The sequence below is a fragment of the Methylophaga sp. OBS4 genome, from assembly GCF_026319305.1.
In the GTDB taxonomy this organism is placed as follows: domain Bacteria; phylum Pseudomonadota; class Gammaproteobacteria; order Nitrosococcales; family Methylophagaceae; genus Methylophaga.
Genome location: NZ_JAPDMV010000010.1, coordinates 37,503 through 57,274 on the forward strand (window position 1 = coordinate 37,503; position 19,772 = coordinate 57,274).

The following is a 19,772-nucleotide window of genomic DNA, read 5'->3' on the forward strand; positions in this document are numbered from 1 at the left end:
TGTTTTACTTCAGCTTTATATGCAGAACTTACTGCAAATACTTCCTGGAAAACCAGGTAAACAATGTGAAACGAACGGCTGAGTCCGGATCATCGTAAAGCGCCCATTTATCTTCATCACTGAGTACCTCGCTCTGTATCAGCAGCAAGCGATGCAGGTAATAGGGATCTTCAAGTAATGGATACAAAGTCTCGCGATCGGCATTTTTGTTCAGGATCACAGCGCGTCTGACATGCGGTTCGATCGATTTGGTAAGCCTTTGTAATACCGGTTGCGGGGTATTGGGATTATTAGCCACACCGCTGAGCACATCGACGGACTGGTCATCAGACAACATTTTCAGCACAGGTACAGGGGTATGGGGCTGATATGCCACGGCTGAGCGAACCCAGGCCTCAGGATCCTCCGCCAACTGAATCAGTATCTTCTCGGGTGTGCTGCTGTTGCGGGCGATGGCTCTTCTGACTTCTTTATCGCTGTCAGTCGTCAGCTGTTGCATCAGAGCTTCGCTTAAATTCGGGTTCAGAGCGACCCACTGTCTCACCCAGTGATCATCATCATTTGCCAGCTTTTCCACTGCTTCCAGACTCAGGTCCTGGCGTGCGGCTACTGCTCTTCTGACTGATGCAGAGGGTGCATCTATCAATTCTTCCGCTCTGTCGGCAGCTAAATTCGGGTTCCCTGCCGCGGCACGACGGATAGAGCTGTCATCGTGTTTTGTCAGCAATAACAAAGCAGCTTTGTCAGTGCGCGGATTGGCGGCCAGATGTCTGAGCACCACAGGATCCGTATGTTCCAGCGCCTGCGAAAATAATTGTGACGGGCACTGGTCGTGCGCGATCACTTCAGCCTGAACAAAATTATTTCCCCTGTTGTAAATTTTTTCCAGTAGTTCAACGGGGGTATTGGCGTGTCCGGCCAGTTCGGCATCAAAAGTCCCGGCATGTTTTGCTTCAACCATTGCAAAAATTTCTGCCGTGGCATTTGGATTTTTGCAAACAGACCGGATAATCGATGTTTCAGTTTCAGTCTCGACAATCTTTTTCAACACTTCTGCCGAAGTATGAATATGCTGGGCAATCAAACCGACCAGCGTGAGGTCGTCATGTTCATCTTTGAACAGCGTCTCCAGCGTATCACTCTCAGTAGCAGGATTTTTGTCTATTCGAAGACGAATCGTATCATCATGCAAGCCGGACAGCAGTCTCAATACAATGGCTGGCGTATGCTCCCAGCGGGCCAGCCGCAACGCATCACGCCGCTCTTTGCACAGAATATCGGCAAGTTCCGAACGCTGTGCTTCATTAGCCACTTCATACACTGCCGCTGCACTGTATATATCGTTCTCGCTGAGAGCAATCGAAACCAGATCTGAAGCTGATTCAGGTAGTTTAATATCATGCTGTTGCAAGATCGGCCCCCTCATCTTCTTCATCATCAAACTCAATACATTCATTGACGAGTTCAATCAGTTCTTTAACGACAAACTTCCCTTCGTTGCCACTTGTTTTCAGCGCATCTTCAAACATGGTCAGATCTTTAGGACATGACACGATGAAGACTTGCAGACCTTCAATTTCAGCCGCTTCTTTCATACGGTTTTCTGAAGGTTTTTCTATACCGACAGGATCCGGAATCCAGATACGGCCACCACCGGCACCACAGCAGAAGGAGTTGTCACGGTTACGATCCATTTCCACCAGATCGCAGCCGAGCATTTTTATCACTTCACGCGGCGCGTCATAGCCTTTGTTATAGCGGCCCAAATGGCAGGGGTCATGGAACGTAACGCAATAATCCAGTTTTTTCTTCAGTTTGAGTTTGCCTTCATCCAGCAATTGTTTGAGCAGCGTGGTGTAATGCTGAATCTCAAACTCACCGCCGAAGTCGGGATATTCGTTCCTGATGGTGTTGAACGAGTGCGGATCAGTGGTCACAATCGAGTTGAACTCACAGGCATCCAGCGTGTTGATATTGGATGAGGCCAGCAACTCATACAGCCCCTCTTCACCCACACGGCGGACATCATTACCGGCATTCATTTCAGCTTCATAAAGCAGCCCGAAATCGACACCGGCCTGTTTCATAATGCGGGCAAATGATTTGGTCACCACCTGATTGCGCGGGTCAAACGACGCGTAGTCTCCGACGAACCACATCACATCAACCGGCTCTTTGCGGGCATCTTTGATTTCAAATGATAAGTCTTTGGTCCATTTGGCGCGTTTGCGTTTGGACTCACCCATTGAGTTACCGGTTTTGTGAACCGATTGCAGTGTTTTCTGCAAAATGGGATCCATATTGCCTTCATCCACCAGTTTGCGGCGCATTTGCACGATAATCGGCACATGCTCAATGGCCACCGGGCAAATTTCCACACAGGCCATACAGGTGCGGCAGGACCACAAGGTTTCCATAAAGACCTGACCGACATCTTTGCCGTGCACATCGAGCTCGACTTCGTCCGGCAGCTCCTTTTTCTCCAGTGCATTATTGGCAAATTCGCGCAGGGAAAGAATCACATCACGCGGTGATAACGGCGCGCCCACTGCGTTGGCCGGGCAGGCCTCATGGCAACGGCCGCATTTGGTACAGGCATCCAGATGAAGTAATTGTTTCCAGGTGAAATCGGTAATAGTTTTAACACCGATATCTTCCTGCTCTTCAGGTACGGTCGGCAGCCGTATTCCTGCCTTGGGATCACGAAACATCAATGAAGCCGAGGCAGTAAATATATGCTTGATCTTGGTAAAAGGAATCACGGCGATAAAGGTCAGTGCCAACACACCATGGAACCACCATAAGCCGGTACGGAAGGTGCCTGCCGCTTCAGGGCCCATGCCCAGTCCGTGCATCATGCCGGCAATTGCAGCGCCCACCGGAGACCACCAGCGGTAATCCCATACAGTGGCATCGTCCATTAGCCAGACAAGACGTGACGATTCCAGTAAAAATCCAGTAATAACAATGAGGATGAATGACCACAAAAAGGCCCAATCTTCGCGCCGGTAAAAACTGCGGTCATAATCCGGATCACCCGGTTCACGATCAGGACGGGTGTAATCGAGTTTGGGCAGTTTCAGCCATTTACGGCGATACATCATGTAAATCAGCCCGGCGATTACAGCGACACCGGCCACATCAAGAATCAAAGAGAACCAGAGGTAAAAATCGCCATACCAGAACTTGAAGCCAAACAACGGCTCAAGAATGTCGTATTCCAGCGTTATTGTGGCCGTGCCGATGAACAGCAATACAAAGCCGAAGAAAATACCCGCATGCGCCTTACCCGCCGCTGTGTCACGACGCTTTATTGTACGATGCGTCAGCATGGTTTTAACCATGTCGATAAAACGAGGGAAAATCTCGCCCCACGCTGCATCAGGCTTGCCTCGGCGGTATTTTCTCACCTGCACGTAGCAGCCATAGAGAAATACAGCAATGGCAGTATATCCAACTATGTAAAACAAATAGATGGACGTTGTTGAAAAATCTTCAAACAGAATTCGGGTAATTTCTTGTGCTTCGTTCATAACACACACCTGCTAGGCTTGCTTGGAATAGGAATAGAATGCTTTGAGGTCAGAAATGCGTGCTGCCTTCATGGCAGCACGCAACCTTTTCCTGTTTAGACCTTGTACTCGAGCTCGTGGTTTCCACCGGGCATATGCGGTGTACCCCAAGCGATGACTTCACGTTTGTACGGCAGTGGGTATTGTGGATTTTCTTCATCAATCTCCCTTGCCACACGATGGCCGGTGAAGGTCGCATCAGCAATCAAACGAGGCGCTTCAGCATCACCGATCAGGTAAATACCTTTGATATCGTTTTCTGCCCATTCGCTTTCGCGTGCTTTGAGTTCTTGATACAGACTGTTATCGGATTTACGTCCGGTTACCAGTACCAGTGAATCAAACTCGAGCCAACGGTGTGTTTTGTTCTCATCACGTGGTGAAACACCCGGGCCACGATAACTACGACGTGAACCTTCACCCCACATGTTGTAGATTTCCAGTCGGCCTTTTTCGATACGGCTGCAGAAATGATTACCGATTTCTTCGATATTCAATTCATGCATGCGGCGCATCATGTTTGGATATTCCAGCGTGAACTCCATGTATTTAGCAAGGTGAACGCCAGATACGATGGTCACTTCATGACCTTCTGTTGCCAGTTTTTCAGCCAGGCTCGGTGCCATGAAATAGCTGTCAGCATTCAGAATAACCACACGCTTGCCGATCTTTTTCTCACCAGACAAAACTTGTTCAGGTGTCAATTGTTCAGGCAAGGAAGCATCTGCACCTGGAATGGCCGCATGGGTCAGACAGTTTTCACCATCGGTTGTCCAGTGAGCACCGGTAGCGATAATCACTTTTTCCGCACCGTATTCCAGCACATCATCAGCAGTCAGCGCTTTCTGACCTAAAGCCAACACATTGTGCTTGTTGGTTTTGACCAGTTTTTCCAGTTGGGTTTCACGATAATCACGGTGATAACCCCACTCGCCCAGACCTGGCAAAGTGATAACCTGGTTCAGGTGACCACCGACTTTTTCAGCTTTATCGTACAGATGCACTGTGTAACCACGTTCCATCAGCACGCGAGCTGCTTCAGAACCGGATGGGCCGGCACCGACAACCAGAATTGAATCTTGCGAATCAGCTTTGGCGAATTTCTCAGGATGCCAGCCGCGACGGTATTCTTCACCGGCAGTTGCATTCTGAGTACAAATCATTGGAGGACCACCGATTTCCCAGCGGGAAATACACACGTTACAACCGATACAAACACGAATATCGTCGTAGCGACCTTCCTCAATTTTCTTCGGCAGGAACGGATCTGAAATAGAAGGACGGGCAGCACCGATAATATCAGCGTAGCCTTTGGTAACGATTTCTGTCATTTTTTCAGGATCAGTGTAACGACCTACGCCCAGCACTGGTTTTTTGGAAACTTCTTTAACAAACTTGGTCCATGGCACCTGATGACCTTGCTGATAAAAACGCGAAGGGCCTGCATCCTCACCCCATTCAGCAATATCACCGACATCTACGTCCCACAAATCGACAAAATCATCCGCCATTTCGACGAACTTCATGCCATCCACTTCAACTTCGATTTGATCGGGACCGTAAATGGTATCCACCGCAAAACGGGTAGCAATTGCACAGTCATCCCCCACGGCACGACGGACTTTTTCCAGCGTTTCAATCCAGAAACGGGCGCGGTTTTCCAGCGAACCGCCATAACCATCGGTACGTTTATTGTAGTAAGGGTTCAAAAACTGCAGTGGCAGGTAAGAGTGCGCGCCATAAACGTAAACGATGTCGAAACCGGCATCACGGGCGCGATAGGCTGCGTCTACATAGTACTGCTGGACCATCTTGATATCGTCAAGATCCATTTCCTTACAATAGCTCAGGGTTTCAAATTCAGATGCGTATTGGCTGGGGCCTCTTGAAGTGGCACGGGTTTCCAGGCAGGGAGCATGAGCGCCGCCGTACCACATTTCAATACCGGCCAAAGCACCGTTTTTATGCACCGCATCGGTCATCGCCTTCAGGTTACGAACATCGCCTTCATCCCAGATCCGTGCGGACATGCGCATGGTGTCGTCAGACTCGGGGTGAATTGAACAATATTCAGTGTTCATCGCAGCCCAGCCACCTTCAGCTTTCAAGGAACGGTGTGCCGCCTGAAAACCGGGGCGATCTGAACCCGCGCCGATACAATGTGGTACTTGATAAAAACGGTTACGGAGTGTTTTGGGGCCGATTTGAATCGGCTCAAATAGAATATCGTGTTTAGGATCGCGTGCCATTTTTAATTTCTCCCTATTTATGAGTGTTGGCAACCATATTTTCAATCTTGCCAATTACTCCAACAATTCCTAAGAGGGGTTACCTCCTAGGTAGTAGAGACCCCTATACACTCGGGAGAAATATCAACGCTGCAGACAAAAAACGGGGGGCTTGCTCCACCCGTTTGCTTATTGAGAGCAGAGGAAAAGCCGCTAAGACACCAGGCTGTTGGTGAAATAAACAACAAAGATACCGGCAGCCAATGCAATATATGGCAGAATACCTGCTCGTGTATCGCCATCTTTTTCGTTACTGCTCAGATACATATCTTCCAGCATGGCTTTCGGGAATTGACCTTTGTCGATGATGTAGTGACGCCATATAAAAACAGGAATCACCAGCGCAGCCAGGAACAGACCACTCACCAATGTTCCCACTCCCCAGACATTGGCCCCCAGCCCCATCAACGCCAGATTGACGTAAGCCAGTATGGTGCCCATCACAATCAGAATAGTAGGCGCCCGATACGGTCGTTCCCAGCTCGGACGATCCATGCGGTGAATCCAGCCTGAGTTCAAATTCAGGAAGTTGAAAATGATATAACCCACGTTGGAAGCTGCCAGCAGGAACACGTAATCTGACATGCTCAGCAGTACCATATTCACTATTAGATTGGTCCACATGGCGCTGCTCGGCGCGCCATGCTCGTTCACATAAGACAGATACTTCGGTAACAAGCCATCAACGGAACCCTGATATAAGGTACGCGAAGAACCGGACATGGTCGTCATGATAGATAGCAGCAAAGCCAGTATCAGCATCACCACAAACATATTGGCAATAAAACCGCTACCTCCGAAAATGCCGGCCAGCGCATTCGCCACCCCCATACCGCTGTAGATTTCCGATGCCAGCATACCGTCATAAACAGCCGGTGCAATCACGGCGCCTGATGAATTCAGAACTTCAGGTGTAACCAGCTCTCCCAGACCCAGGTGTCCCTGGAATGCCAATGGCACAAGTGTGAATACAGCAACACACAACAGCCCTGAATAGAAAATGGCTTTGAAGGTATCCTTTCTGGGATTTTTAAACTCACGTGTGTAACACGCGGCAGTTTCAAATCCATACGTTGACCAGGCCGCAATAAACAAACCGCCGGCCATCAACACCCAGCCGTCCATGCTCCACTGCCCATCTACCACATTACCGATAGCGTCATAAGCCAGCGGTGACAATGGAAAGAAATGCGCGGAAGGTACATCATCGGTGATCAGCGGTACTACGCCGACGATCAGCAACGGCACCAGTGCTGTTACCCCCAGGACCATGGTCGTTTTTGCCGAGCGTAGAATACCGCCGTTCTGAATGGCATAAACCAACAGCATCAACGAAGCACCGATAATGAAGGTAGCGTTAATTCTGAGCTGGAGCCCCTGTTTGAGCATGCTCAGATCCATTAACGTTATCTGCCAGGTATTAATCACGGCATCTGCCGGAAACAAAGCCGTCAGAATATAGCCAGCCGCCAGACCCGAACCTATCGCCAGCACGGGGCCCCAGGCGACCCAGTTACACCATATTGACAAAGGTGCGACAAACTTGCTGTATTTAACCCAGGCCACTGCACCATACACGGATGCTCCGCCTGTTTTATGCGGAAACAAACCCGCTATTTCTGCATAGGTAAAAGCCTGAATAAAGCCAAAGCCAATCGAAATCATCCATACCAACCAGGCCGGCTTACCCACTGTGGCAGCAATCGCCCCCATGGAAAACAGCACCAGAGCCGGTACTCCACTTGCCACCCAAAACGCCCCCGTCCAGTTAATGCTGCGGTGGAGTGAAGAACTGCCTGCCACTACATCATCGGCGAGGTCGGCTGTAATAGCATCAATCGTTGTTTTTTCCTGCACTGTTTCTCCTTGAGGGTAAGCAAATCCGAATAACGCAATCCTGTAAAAATTCAACTATTAAGGTTTTACAGGTAATATCCTTGCCAGCGTATATGTAGGCTTATACACCACAATATGCACCCATTTGTAACTGAATCTGTACTATCCTTGTCACTCGCACACCTTTTCAATTCTCAATACAGACTACTGCTTAAGGAGTGGCCTGAGAGTAATATGCTGCTTTTGACCTGAACTCAGGTCTTGTGTTTATCTGAAGCTTACCTAGGGGCCTGTTTATCTTTCAGCTCACAACAGAAGCGGACCAGTGCCCGGTCCGGAATTTTATTCAGCATTTACTTGCATTAAGCTTTTGTGACAAAGCTCCTCGCATGATAAAGAGCAAGAACACTCAATGCGACTATCACCACAATTGCCAATACATCGGCTCCGGAATATCCCCAAAATTCAGACATAATATTTTCTCCTCATAAAGATCGAACAACGATTACGCCAGTCCACTGCCACGCATGCATTCACGACCAAAATCATTCAGCCGGATCTTTAACAACACTTTACCCAGTCCAAAACAGCCCTTCTCGCCCAGCTTTTCTTCAACATTTCTATAATTACCCGGACTCAGAACAGCATGCGATATGAAATCTGATCTAAGCATACACATTGAAAAGCCCTCTCCACGCAGTCCTCCATAGTAGATGGACATATCTCAATTTTTCTGGAAATCCGGAAAATGGAACAGGATGGGCTGAAATAAAACTTAAAGGGAAGCTGTCACCCGAATTGACTGGAATCATCAGTAGCCATCTCAACATCATGTTCAACTCAAGAAAAAATTTGCTCTCTGCCACTATCGATCAGGCGGTAATTTTGAGGCCGACAATGCCGATCAAAATCAACATGACACTCAACATACGGTACAAACCGGCCGCTTCACCCAGAAAGAAAATACCGAAGATAACCGTGCCGACCGCACCAATACCGACCCAGACACCGTATGCAGTCCCTACCGGCAGCGAGCGCATGGCAATGCCTAGCAACCAGAAACTTAACAAGAGTGTGATAACAGTGCCCACACTGGGCCAGAATTTTGTCATGCCCTCTGAATACTTAAGCCCCACAGCCCATACGACTTCAAGCAAACCGGCAATGACGAGAATTAACCAAGCCATCATGGCCTCCTTTATGATGGGGCCGTCCCCGTTGATATATGGAGCGGTGAGGTCGTCCCCACTTCCCGCTGAGGGGATTAAGCCTGAAGCAGGCCGGTATCCCGCATGCGTTCCCTGCCAAAGTCAGACATCGCATACTTGAACATTAAGCGGTTGCTAACGTTATCCAGACGGTGCGCCTCGCGGATAATCAGGCCTGCCGCAGCCAGTTCATCGAGGATGATACTGAAATGCTTGACCCAGTAGCTTCCGGATAAAGCGTATTCTGACTGGGCGGCGTCGATCAGCACTTTATCCCACAGGGTGCCATGTTGTTCCAGATAAACCAGCATATAGCCTTTGTGATGAAGTTTCATCGCTATCATCCAGTTGTTTCAGTGACCGACCGCAGCTCGGCGATTGACTCAGGTGGTTCCCGGAACATCACAAAACTGCCGGTTACCGTTAGAATCAGACCTACAATGAAATACCACTCCGGTAATTCCAGCGTTACGGCGGCCACAAAAATAACGGCGAACACCCCGTAGAGATTGCCGATGGCCTCGCCACGCCCGACGCCGATTAAGGAAAAGCTTTTATAAAACGAGGTATAACAATAAGCGTGACATACGGAGGCCAGCAACATCCATTTCATTGCATCAATTGATGCCACGGTCTCTACAAGCAGGTGCATAACCGGCAAATCAGTAAACAACATCAGCAACGGCAGAATTAACACACCCCAAAACAGGATTTCAAACGTAAAGCGGCACTGAATGCCGACATCAGGATCAGTGACATCCATGGCTCTGGAAGCCACCGCCCCCTCCGCTCCCCAGCCAATGGCGGACATAATGCCGCCTGCATAGCCAAGCCAGGCATAACCGCCCATCAGGTCTTCACCAAACAAACCCGGACCGTAAATCACCACCCCGCCCATAATAATGATAGCCATGCCTAAAGCCGCTTGTGCCGATATCTTTTCGTGATACCACAAACGGGCAATCACTGCCCCCACTACCGGATAGAACAAGGAAGTCACCGCGGCAAAAACCGGCCCGACAAAGCCCATCGCCATATAGGATCCGAAGATCGCCATGGGACCGCCAAATAAAGAGGCCAACGCATACCACTTGGAAATTTTCCGAAACCGCACCAAAGTGCGGCCATAGTCTTTTAATTTACCAAGACTGCCATTCCATAATGCCAGGAAAATAAATACCGCGATGGCATGCAGCCAGGTCATCACCGCAGTGGCAACAAGCCGATGGGCTTGTTGATCCGGGCCGATGGCTGAATAGGGATATTCATACCACAGCGCCGTACCGGGAATATACCAGGCGCCCCATAACACTGCCGTCCACAACGCCCAGGTAAATCCCCAGCGCTGGTTACGGGCATAATGCCGTTTCAGTGCATCTTCTGAATACATAACCGCCCCTGGGTGGGTTTAGCTTTGTGCTGTGTCGGCTACGCGCAATTTCGGCAACATGTCAGGCAACAGGAATTCCGCCACGGTCAGGCCAAAGCCGCTCATGCTGGGAATCTTTCTGGGCCAGGTCAGCAAAGACATTTTGTTTATGCCCAAATCTTTCAGAATCTGGGCGCCGATGCCATAGTGTTTCAGTTGATAATCGTCCGGCAATTGGGGCTGCCCGGTGATTTGTGTCAACCAGTCATCATCATCGCCCTTCAGCAACACCAACACGCCATGCCCGGCTTGCTGAATAGTCTGCATCGCCTCAGCTACACTCCAGCTATGTCCGTGTCTGTCATTATCAAGCAAATCGAAACTGTTCAGCGGTGCATGTACACGGACCAGGGTGGAATATTTTGATTGCGGCTCACCGTATACCAGTGCCAAATGGATTTGCTGGGTGGTGAGGTCACGATAAGTCGATAGCTCAAACTGGCCGTAAGCTGTATTGATGCTGCGCTGGTGTTCACGTTTTACCAGTTGCTCAGTCTGGTTGCGATATTCGATCAAGTCGGCAATCGTCCCCACTTTGAGTTCATGGGCTTCAGCAAAACGTAACAGATCAGGCATTCTTGCCATGGTGCCATCTTCATTCATGATTTCGCAGATAACCGAGGCCGGTTCCAATCCGGCTAACAGCGTCAAATCACAGCCTGCTTCGGTATGCCCGGCCCTCGCCAGCACGCCACCCGTTTGTGCCATCAAAGGAAAGATATGACCGGGCCTGACAATATCCGCCGGTTTGGCATCAGCGGCCACAGCAGCTTGTACGGTACGCGCTCTGTCTGCGGTGGAAATACCGGTAGTCACCCCTTCCGCCGCTTCTATCGAGACGGTGAAGTTGGTACCGAGACTGGCCCGGTTATGTCGAACCATCAGCGGTAAATCAAGCTGACGGCAACGTTGTTCACTCAAAGTCAGGCAAATCAGGCCTCTGGCAAAACGTGCCATAAAGTTGATGTGTTCCGCCGTGACAAATTCTGCGGCCATGATGAGGTCGCCCTCATTCTCCCGGTCCTCATCATCCATCAGCACAACCATCTTACCTTGACGAATATCGTCAATAATCTCCTCAACCGGTGAAATCCGGCGCTGAGACTGTTTTGGTGCAAACGGAATAGTTAGACTGTTCATGGCATGTCCCCTTACAGGCGGTCAATCATTGCATAGGCTGAGTGGTTGTGAATCGACTCGAAATTTTCGCATTCAACTTTAAAACCCGACACGGCCGTATTTTTATCCAGGGTGCCGGCAATATCTCTGACCAGATCCTCGACAAATTTCGGATTATCGTAGGCGAATTCGGTGACATATTTCTCATCCGGCCGTTTCAACAGACCATAAAGCTGGCTCGAGGCCTGCTCTTCCACCGCACCGATCAACTGATCCAGAGACAGGCTGTCGTCCATGTTAACTTCAACCGTAACCAGAGAACGCTGGTTATGAGCGCCATACGCGGAAATCTTCTTTGAACAGGGGCACAGGCTGGTCACCGGAATCTCGGCCTTTACTGTCAGGCTGAAATCGGTGCCCATACCGGCCGCCAGCGTTACGTCATAATCCATCATGCTTTTCACCCCGGAGACGGGGGCGGCTTTACTGATGAAAAATGGAAAACGCATTTCGACATGGCCGACTTCGGCTTCCAGCAGCTGTAACATGTCCTGCATAAACACTTTCATGCTGCCGACTGAGAAAACCTGCTGTGGACGCTCAAGCAGTTCAATAAAGCGAGACATATGTGTGCCTTTGACATCATGCGGCAGTTGCACATACATACTGAAATCGGCCACAACACGAATGGGGCCTTGATCATCGCTTTCAAAATAAATGGGATAACGTAACGATTTGATACCCACCTGGTCTATGGCCAGCTGACGCTTGTCAGGGGTGTTTTGTACATCTTCCAGACCGGTGTTAAGAGGCAAATTCATAACGTTTATCCTTATCTGTAGACTTCGTTTAGTCATTGAAATCTGTTGATTATCCTCAAAAAAAAGGAGGGTGAACTTACCGCTGCCACTTATTTATCGCCATTGAGAACGTATGCTGGCTGCGGCAGTTCACCCCCAACGTCCCAACGAGAGACCGGTTAGAGGATAACCATGAAGAAGCTGAGTCTGAATCATCAAACTAAAGCCTCGATTTGGATTATCCAAGGCTGCAAGGTCAGTCACAATTCCAAAGAAGGATTACTACCAATGGGTTAGTAAGGCCTTGTGAACTGAGTTATAAAAAACCCTGCCAAGCAAAGTGCAGCTGACAATCTTGCATTCGCCACGCTGCTGACAACGCAATGGCCAGATTAATTTTGCTGTGCCAGCGTCCAACGCAGCCGCGCCCACATATACGCATCCATGACTGACAAGGCGTAGATAAAAACACCACCGGCGAACTGGCCAACCAAAGAAACATCCGGCGCAGCCAAATTAAAAGTGATCACACCGAGCACCATCATGAAAAATACCATCATTAAACCGCGCATCGGTGCATGATTAAGCACCTGCCCGACACCGGGTAACACAATCGCTACGGCAAGTACCAGGTAGGGATGAATCGGTCTGGATTGTTTCTGAATAGCCTGACTCATGGGTTTTCGCCTCCATCCAGATTGTATTGCAACCGTTGTAACTGACGCGCCAATGCCGCCACCTGATCCGAATCAATCGGGTTGTCATCAAAATGCACCGAACGCAACAGTAAATAATTTCCCCTGTCGGCCTGACGAATCAGATAAGTCAGGCGAACAGCATCCGGTGTTATCAGTAATTCTTTGGTTTTTTCATCGGCAAACAAAGTCCGGACATCGGCATCGATGGCCTGCAAGTCCGGCGTCACATCCCGACTCATATAACGGGCATGTTCAGGCCAGCCAGCCAGCGGCTTGACTGGCTGAGACCATTGCCACGACGGACTATAAAACTCGGTATTCTGCGGCCGTACCAGAATATCGAGACTGCCGGTTGTGGCAGAAGTATTACGCTCCAGTTTGATATGCAACCACATCACCGGAATCTTACGGGCAGTCAGATTATCCACCTCGACCCGCAAAGACAGGGGAGTCTGGTTGAAAAAGCCACGTATCGAAGCATAACCGGCAGCATTAAAACGTGTCTCACTGACAGTCATGACCTTGCCACAACTGTCAAGTAAGCTCGCACGCGATTGAATCACCTGCCGGTGATGTTGTTTATATAACCACCACAAGGCGAAACTGAACACAATGGCCAGCATAAAGACGATAAGTTCAGACATAGTGACCGCTCCGTCTCAGCATAAAAGTTAATTGAATAAACATCGGTAACTCCTTTGGAAAACAGCAAAAGATCGTAAAAAAGACCCCGCAGCCAGTTTGCTGCACTCACTGCGGGGCCAACGGACTAGCGCACCACCGTTACCGGGCAATGCGCCTTGCTGATAACCTGCTCGGCAATAGAACCGAGCAGCACCTTGGAGACACCTGTACGTCCCACCGAACCAGTTACCACATGATCGTGATCATTCTCTTCGGCATAATTAATAATTGCCGCCGCAATGTTGTGTCCCGGCACCGTGGTGCAGAATACCGGTCGCAAACCATGCTGATGGGCTTTCTCCATCGCCTGATGTAACTCCATCTGAAGCTGATCAGATGCTGCATTGAGCACATTGGAGTCCCAGAAGTAGGAATGAGACACATCATTTTCGGTAGGCATCATCACATGAATAAATGTCAGTTCCGCCTTAGCCAGCAGCGCCAATTCAATGGCAAACTCAATTGCTTTTTCAGCACTGTGAGAACCATCTGTTGCACATAGTATTTTTTTCATTTCTGCCTCCTCCTTTAATAACCTTTAGGCCGTGGCCAAGGCATGGTGAACTGATCACCGCGTTTCACAAACTGATAACGACGCATCACAAACCACACCGATGCTACGATGTAGAAAGCCATGATCGACAACAGCGAAGCGCCGTAACCGAGGAAGGTGGCGAAATAAACCACTGAACACAGACCCAGCAATGTCAGTGCCGGAATCGGATGGAACGGATGGATATAGCCACGTTTGATCACATCCAGTGGCCACATTTTTCTGAACCGGATCATATTGAAGGACATAAAGGTATAGCCCAGCAAACCCGACAGAATGGAGAAAGTGATCACCTGATCCAGCAGACCGGTAAAGGCAAACGAGACTGCGATGGGAATCAAAAAGATAATGGCGCGGTACGGTGTCCGGTAATGCGGATGAATCGCCCCGAACCAGGTTGGCATATAACGGTCACGCCCCATCGAAAACCAGGCCCGTGCCGCATCATTGATACAGCCATTGGCAGAGGCAATCGCCGCAAACATGGTGCCGATAAACAGCACAACCTGCAAAGAAGGATTACCAATAATGGATGCCGCATCATATAACGGTGTGGTCGCCTGTCCCAGGTATTGCCAAGGCATCAGACCGGTTGCGATATACCAGGTCAATGTCGCGGCCACCAGCAGCGTCAGAATCCCGCCGATGGTACCCAGTGGAATAGCCCTGCCCGCGCTGCGCACTTCTTCTGCAGCCTGACAAGTGCCTTCAATACCCAGGTAATACCACATACCGAACTGTAACGCCGCCACAACCCCAATCCAGCCATAAGGCAGTTCAGTCAATAAATCACTGTGCTTGAGGATGTTGCCCGGATTAAGCGGATCACTGCCGACAAACAAGGCAATAATCGCCAAAAAGGCAAACAGCGTAATGACAAAATTCACCGTCAGGGTCATAAACACCCCGCGGTAATTCAGCCAGGCCAGAAAAGCAATGGTCAACACCACAAACGGCTGCGGACTCAGATCAGCATAGCCGGTTGCTGAAGCCACCGCTGCCATCAAATCCCCGACTATCAGCGCATCTGCCGCTTCCAGCATGGTATAGGCCATCACCAGGTACAAACCCACATTAAAGGCCATAAGTGGTCCGATAATATGCTTGGCCTGGGTATATTGCCCGCCAGCTGCCGCCACGGTTGAAGTCACTTCGGAGTCAATCATCGCCACGCAGCTGTACAGCAAACCAATCACCCAGCAGGCAATCAACGCACCATAAGCACCGCCCTTGGCAACCGAAAAGTTCCAGCCCATAAACTCACCGACCAGAACGATACCGACGCCCAGCGCCCAAACATGAAACGGGTTCAACACTTTCAGCATCGAAATGCGTGGTTGAGTCCCCGTTACAGACGTAGATGTACTCTGTTTTGCAGTCCCTGTAGTAGACGTTGATGTACTCATTTGTCTTCCCCTTCTCGTTTGATTTCCTCCATCAACTCATCCGCACCCTCACGGGAACTGACCAGCAGATCTTCATCAAACTGACGCGACACACTGACGGCATCGGCCAGAATCCAGAGCAGCAGCACCGCGGAAATAATCCAGGCGGCATAGCTCAATAATTCCCAATAAATCATCTTGCACTCTCCTGTTCATTAGCCTGATTGCCGGCGGCACCGAATTTTTCGTCAATTACCTCACGGTATTGCCTGTCAGAGACACGCAAGACAAAAAAGAAGTAGCCGATAATTACCAAAGCCGTGATAATCAGCATCAGCGGATTTATGGTGTAATCAAACTTGTCGTTGATAATCTCAGCCGCAGCAGCCACATCTAAACCGAGCTTTTGCCACTGTTCCTGTTCAACGGGGGAGACATTAAGTGATTCCCAGGTGATGACCTGAGCGGAGATCGTTTCATCGGGGGCAGATTTAGCAGCCGATTCGAGAAACAAGGGGATATACAGACTGACATAAACTAATACAAGAATGAACAGGCTATCGAATAACTGGCCACGCTTGTTCTGTATTTTGGGTATATACATATTGGACATAGCTTTTCCTCATTAATAAACTCATCACATTATTTTTTGGCCGCCCGATTTTCATCGAGATGCTTGATATCCAGTGTGTAAATGAAGTCCTTATCTTCCGCGTAGTGTTTGGTCATCGCTGCTACTGACGCAGTATTGAAAAGCACTAACAACGCACTGGCAATAATCATCACCGTTCTTATGAACGGATCTTCCACAATGCTTAAGATACTAATGAGGACGAAGCCTATAGCCAGCCAGAGTAAAATAATATCCGACCAGGCCATAATACAGTCCCGTATATACATATTTTGTATACGTTTTTTTAAATTATTATTCATGGTTTATTCCTCTCTCTTTTTTTATATTTAGTTAATAACTACACTGATTCCTCCTCTATGAAATAAATCAAATAAAAAAGAAAAGGACTGATGCCACCATGAAAAAACACACTTAAATTGACGGGGTAAGGATCTTTTTAAGTAGGTTTAATCAAAGCAGCACCAGCCCTTGTCTCGATTGCTCTAAAAAAACGGTTTATCAGAACTGCTGCTGACCCGGAATCCAGCTGGTACCCGCCAGAGGTACTTTCGCCATCGCAGCCGACTCAACAGTCAATGCCACCAGATCTTCAGGTTCAAGATTACGCAAATCGTTTTTACCGCAGGCTCTGGCCAGGGTTTGTGCTTCCAATGTCAACACACGCAGATAGTTAGCTAAACGACGGCCTCCCTCAATGGGATCCATTCTTTTCATTAACTCCGGATCCTGAGTTGAAATACCGGCAGGATCTTTGCCATCGTGATAATCATCATAGAAACCGGCAGCTGAACCGATCTTCTTGAACTCTTCATCATAAATCGGATCGTTATCACCCAAAGCGACCATAGCTGCAGTACCAATGGCTACCGCGTCGGCGCCCAGTGCCATACATTTGGCAACATCTGCACCATTGCGAATACCGCCGGACACAATCAGCTGAACCTTACGGTGCATGCCCATTTCCTGCAGAGCCTGAACGGCAAGAGGAATAGCAGCCAACGTTGGTATGCCCACATGTTCGATGAATACTTCTTGTGTTGCAGCAGTACCACCTTGCATACCATCTACAACAATGACATCAGCACCGGCTTTCACAGCGAGTTTCACATCGTAATAAGTACGTGTTGCACCCACTTTGATGTAAATCGGTACCTGCCAATCAGTGATCTCACGCAACTCATGAATTTTGATAGCCAGATCATCCGGTCCGGTCCAGTCAGGGTGACGACAGGCAGAACGCTGATCGACGCCCATCGGCAGTGTGCGCATTTTAGCGACGCGTTCGGTAATTTTCTGGTCGAGCAACATACCGCCACCACCAGGTTTGGCACCCTGGCCCAGTACCACTTCTATCGCATCGGCTTTACGCAGATCATCCGGGTTCATGCCGTAACGTGATGGCAAGATTTGATAAACCAGTTTTGTAGAGTGACCACGTTCTTCCTGAGTCATCCCGCCGTCACCGGTAGTCGTAGAAGTACCCACTGCGGAGGCACCCCGGCCAAGCGCTTCCTTGGCATGTGCTGAAAGGGCACCAAAACTCATGCCTGCAATCGTCACCGGGATATCAAGTTCAATCGGTTTCTTGGCAAAGCGGGTACCGAGTTTCACTGAGGTATTGCATTTTTCACGATAGCCTTCCAGCGGATAACGAGACATGCTCGCTCCCAGGAACAGCAAATCGTCAAAATGTGGCAGCTTGCGCTTGGCACCAAAACCACGAATATCGTAGATGCCTGTGTCCGCTGCACGGCGGATTTCAGACATGGACAGACGGTCGAAAGTCGCTGATTCACGAAGTTCGGTAGTTCGTTTGATTCTTTCACTCATTGTATTTTCCTCGCAAAATCAACCATCAATACGCGCCAGCGTTATCGACTTTGAAGTTGTACAGTTGACGGGCCGAACCGTAGCGTTTGAAGGCTTTCGGATCTTCGTCCACGCCGGCTTGCTCGAGCAGTTTGGTCAGCTCTTCGATGTGCTCGGCACGCATCTCTTTCTCGATGCAATCCGCGCCCAGCGACTTCACTTTACCTTTCACATAGATATGGACTTCGTACAGTGAATCGCCCAGGGCATCCCCGGCATCACCACACACCACCAAAGTACCGGCCTGTCCCATAAAGCAGCTCATATGACCGACATTGCCTTTCACAACAATGTCAACCCCTTTCATCGAGATACCACACCGTGAACCGGCATTACCTTCAACCACCAGGAGACCGCCATGAGCGGTGGCACCGGCAGCGGAGGAAGCATCGCCTTTAACGCGTACGCTGCCTGACATCATGTTTTCAGCCACACCTTGTCCGGCACTGCCGTGTACCACAATATCGGCTTCTTTATTCATACCGGCACAGTAATAACCGGCGTGGCCTTTGATATCGATTTTCAGTTTCTGATCGACACCGACTGCCAGATTATGCTGACCTTTTGGATTCAGCACTTCCCACTCCGCTTGAGTGAGTTCGTTTGCCTGATCATGCAGAGCCTGATTCAGCTCGCGTACAGACTGCACAGCCAGATCTACTACGCCATCCACTTGCTCAATTAGAGGCTGACTCATTTCGCCTACTGACTGTTCTGCTAAGTTGATCGTTTTCATTTTGTTCTCCTAATGCGCCATTGCTTAGTTATTGTCGCGTTCCCACACGTAAATAGTTGCAGGTTCGGGTTCCCAGACTTTTGCGTTCTCAATACCTGGCAAGGTAGTCAAAGCCTGATATTCAGAAGCCATAGCAACGTAATCATCTGTTTCTGCAATTACTGCCGGTTTGCAGGCAATCGGGTCACGCACAACCGCAAAGCCGTCTTTGGTACCGATAGTAAAGGTGTAAAAACCGTCCAGTTCTTGCAGCGCATGTTCCAGCGCTTCACGCAGTGAATCACCCTGTTGCAGACGGTAAGTCAGGTAACCTGCCGCCACTTCAGAATCATTTTCGGTATCGAAGGTAATACCATTGCGTTTCAGTTCCTGGCGTAGACGGTTATGGTTGGAAAGAGAACCGTTGTGAACCAGGCACAAATCCAGACCGGTAGAGAAAGGATGGCTGCCTGCCATGGTGACAGCAGATTCTGTTGCCATACGGGTATGGCCGATAATGTGGCTGCCTTTCATATTGTTGAGTTTGAACATATCAACAATTTTTTCCGGCAGACCGACTTCTTTCAGAATCTCAATTGATTTACCTGAACTCATAATCAGCACATCGGGATGATTTTGTTCCAGATATTGCTCAACGGCTTCGTCTTCTGCATTCACTTTGAGTACAGCAACTTTGCTGTTTTGAAACCATTCGACTGTGGTATTCAGAGCCGTTTCGATTTCTTTAGCCAATTTGGCCCAGTCATAGTTTTCGTCTTCGTGACGCAGGGTCAGTTTGATACCGTCGTTAACCGCGTCACCATAGACGGCAAACCCGGCACTATCAGGACCGCGGTCGGTCATCGCAATCAGCATTGGTGCAAATAACTCACCCAAGCGATTTTCGTATTCATTGTTTTTCAAATAAAGGCCAACAATTCCACACATAAGATTTCTCCTAAAAAATTCCTACTAGAGGGAT

The 19,772-nt window shown here is 49.2% G+C and carries 20 protein-coding genes; all 20 read right to left on the reverse strand.

The features are described 5' to 3' along the window. Window positions 1-28: 28 nt before the first annotated feature. On the reverse strand, window positions 29-1,411 hold the full coding sequence (locus OMP95_RS04380) for a HEAT repeat domain-containing protein (protein ID WP_266326344.1): 1,383 nt from the start codon (window positions 1,409-1,411) through the stop codon (window positions 29-31). Next, window positions 1,398-3,533, reverse strand: a complete 2,136-nt coding sequence (locus OMP95_RS04385; protein ID WP_266326346.1) for a heterodisulfide reductase-related iron-sulfur binding cluster — start codon at window positions 3,531-3,533, stop codon at window positions 1,398-1,400. The genes OMP95_RS04380 and OMP95_RS04385 overlap by 14 nt, the downstream gene beginning before the upstream one ends. Before the next feature lie 95 nt (window positions 3,534-3,628). After that, the gene (locus OMP95_RS04390) at window positions 3,629-5,821 is read right to left on the reverse strand and encodes an FAD-dependent oxidoreductase (RefSeq protein ID WP_266326348.1); all 2,193 of its coding nucleotides are present in this window, start codon (window positions 5,819-5,821) and stop codon (window positions 3,629-3,631) included. A 192-nt stretch (window positions 5,822-6,013) separates the two neighbouring features. Then, window positions 6,014-7,717 carry an APC family permease gene (locus OMP95_RS04395; protein ID WP_266326350.1) on the reverse strand — a complete coding sequence of 568 codons (1,704 nt, stop codon included), beginning with the start codon at window positions 7,715-7,717 and terminating at the stop codon, window positions 6,014-6,016. A 484-nt stretch (window positions 7,718-8,201) separates the two neighbouring features. Continuing rightward, window positions 8,202-8,369 carry a hypothetical protein gene (locus OMP95_RS04400; RefSeq protein WP_266326352.1) on the reverse strand — a complete coding sequence of 56 codons (168 nt, stop codon included), beginning with the start codon at window positions 8,367-8,369 and terminating at the stop codon, window positions 8,202-8,204. A 199-nt stretch (window positions 8,370-8,568) separates the two neighbouring features. Further along, window positions 8,569-8,883, reverse strand: coding sequence for a quaternary ammonium compound efflux SMR transporter SugE (sugE, locus tag OMP95_RS04405; protein ID WP_266326416.1), 315 nt, complete (start codon window positions 8,881-8,883; stop codon window positions 8,569-8,571). A 77-nt stretch (window positions 8,884-8,960) separates the two neighbouring features. Next, on the reverse strand, window positions 8,961-9,239 hold the full coding sequence (locus tag OMP95_RS04410; protein ID WP_266326354.1) for a hypothetical protein: 279 nt from the start codon (window positions 9,237-9,239) through the stop codon (window positions 8,961-8,963). 5 nt (window positions 9,240-9,244) lie between these two features. Beyond that, window positions 9,245-10,294, reverse strand: a complete 1,050-nt coding sequence (locus OMP95_RS04415; RefSeq protein WP_266326356.1) for a DMT family transporter — start codon at window positions 10,292-10,294, stop codon at window positions 9,245-9,247. Between the two features lie 18 nt (window positions 10,295-10,312). Beyond that, a complete protein-coding gene (gene ribBA / locus OMP95_RS04420; RefSeq protein WP_266326359.1) occupies window positions 10,313-11,473 on the reverse strand; it encodes a bifunctional 3,4-dihydroxy-2-butanone-4-phosphate synthase/GTP cyclohydrolase II in 1,161 nt (386 codons plus the stop codon). Window positions 11,474-11,484: 11 nt separating this feature from the next. Then, entirely contained in the window at window positions 11,485-12,273 is a 789-nt protein-coding gene (gene folE2, locus OMP95_RS04425; protein WP_266326361.1) for a GTP cyclohydrolase FolE2, read from the reverse strand. A 371-nt stretch (window positions 12,274-12,644) separates the two neighbouring features. Then, the gene (locus OMP95_RS04430; RefSeq protein WP_266326363.1) at window positions 12,645-12,929 is read right to left on the reverse strand and encodes a hypothetical protein; all 285 of its coding nucleotides are present in this window, start codon (window positions 12,927-12,929) and stop codon (window positions 12,645-12,647) included. After that, window positions 12,926-13,594: a hypothetical protein gene (locus tag OMP95_RS04435; RefSeq protein ID WP_266326365.1), complete on the reverse strand. Its 669-nt coding sequence runs from the start codon at window positions 13,592-13,594 to the stop codon at window positions 12,926-12,928. The genes OMP95_RS04430 and OMP95_RS04435 overlap by 4 nt, the downstream gene beginning before the upstream one ends. 125 nt (window positions 13,595-13,719) lie before the next feature. Continuing rightward, complete coding sequence (locus OMP95_RS04440) at window positions 13,720-14,148, reverse strand: universal stress protein (RefSeq protein ID WP_266326367.1); 429 nt, start codon at window positions 14,146-14,148, stop codon at window positions 13,720-13,722. A 14-nt stretch (window positions 14,149-14,162) separates the two neighbouring features. Continuing rightward, window positions 14,163-15,593: an APC family permease gene (locus OMP95_RS04445; RefSeq protein ID WP_266326369.1), complete on the reverse strand. Its 1,431-nt coding sequence runs from the start codon at window positions 15,591-15,593 to the stop codon at window positions 14,163-14,165. Beyond that, the gene (locus OMP95_RS04450) at window positions 15,590-15,769 is read right to left on the reverse strand and encodes a hypothetical protein (RefSeq protein WP_266326371.1); all 180 of its coding nucleotides are present in this window, start codon (window positions 15,767-15,769) and stop codon (window positions 15,590-15,592) included. Before OMP95_RS04450 ends, OMP95_RS04445 begins: the two co-directional genes overlap by 4 nt. Next, on the reverse strand, window positions 15,766-16,185 hold the full coding sequence (locus tag OMP95_RS04455) for a hypothetical protein (RefSeq protein ID WP_266326373.1): 420 nt from the start codon (window positions 16,183-16,185) through the stop codon (window positions 15,766-15,768). The genes OMP95_RS04450 and OMP95_RS04455 overlap by 4 nt, the downstream gene beginning before the upstream one ends. Window positions 16,186-16,214: 29 nt before the next feature. Continuing rightward, window positions 16,215-16,451, reverse strand: coding sequence for a hypothetical protein (locus OMP95_RS04460; protein WP_266326375.1), 237 nt, complete (start codon window positions 16,449-16,451; stop codon window positions 16,215-16,217). 253 nt (window positions 16,452-16,704) lie between these two features. Next, window positions 16,705-18,036 (reverse strand): FMN-binding glutamate synthase family protein, encoded by a 1,332-nt coding sequence (locus OMP95_RS04465; protein WP_266326377.1) that lies wholly within the window; start codon window positions 18,034-18,036, stop codon window positions 16,705-16,707. Window positions 18,037-18,061: 25 nt separating this feature from the next. Then, window positions 18,062-18,811, reverse strand: a complete 750-nt coding sequence (locus tag OMP95_RS04470; protein ID WP_266326379.1) for a protein glxC — start codon at window positions 18,809-18,811, stop codon at window positions 18,062-18,064. Window positions 18,812-18,835: 24 nt separating this feature from the next. Further along, window positions 18,836-19,738, reverse strand: a complete 903-nt coding sequence (locus OMP95_RS04475; RefSeq protein ID WP_266326381.1) for a class II glutamine amidotransferase — start codon at window positions 19,736-19,738, stop codon at window positions 18,836-18,838. Window positions 19,739-19,772 lie beyond the last annotated feature (34 nt).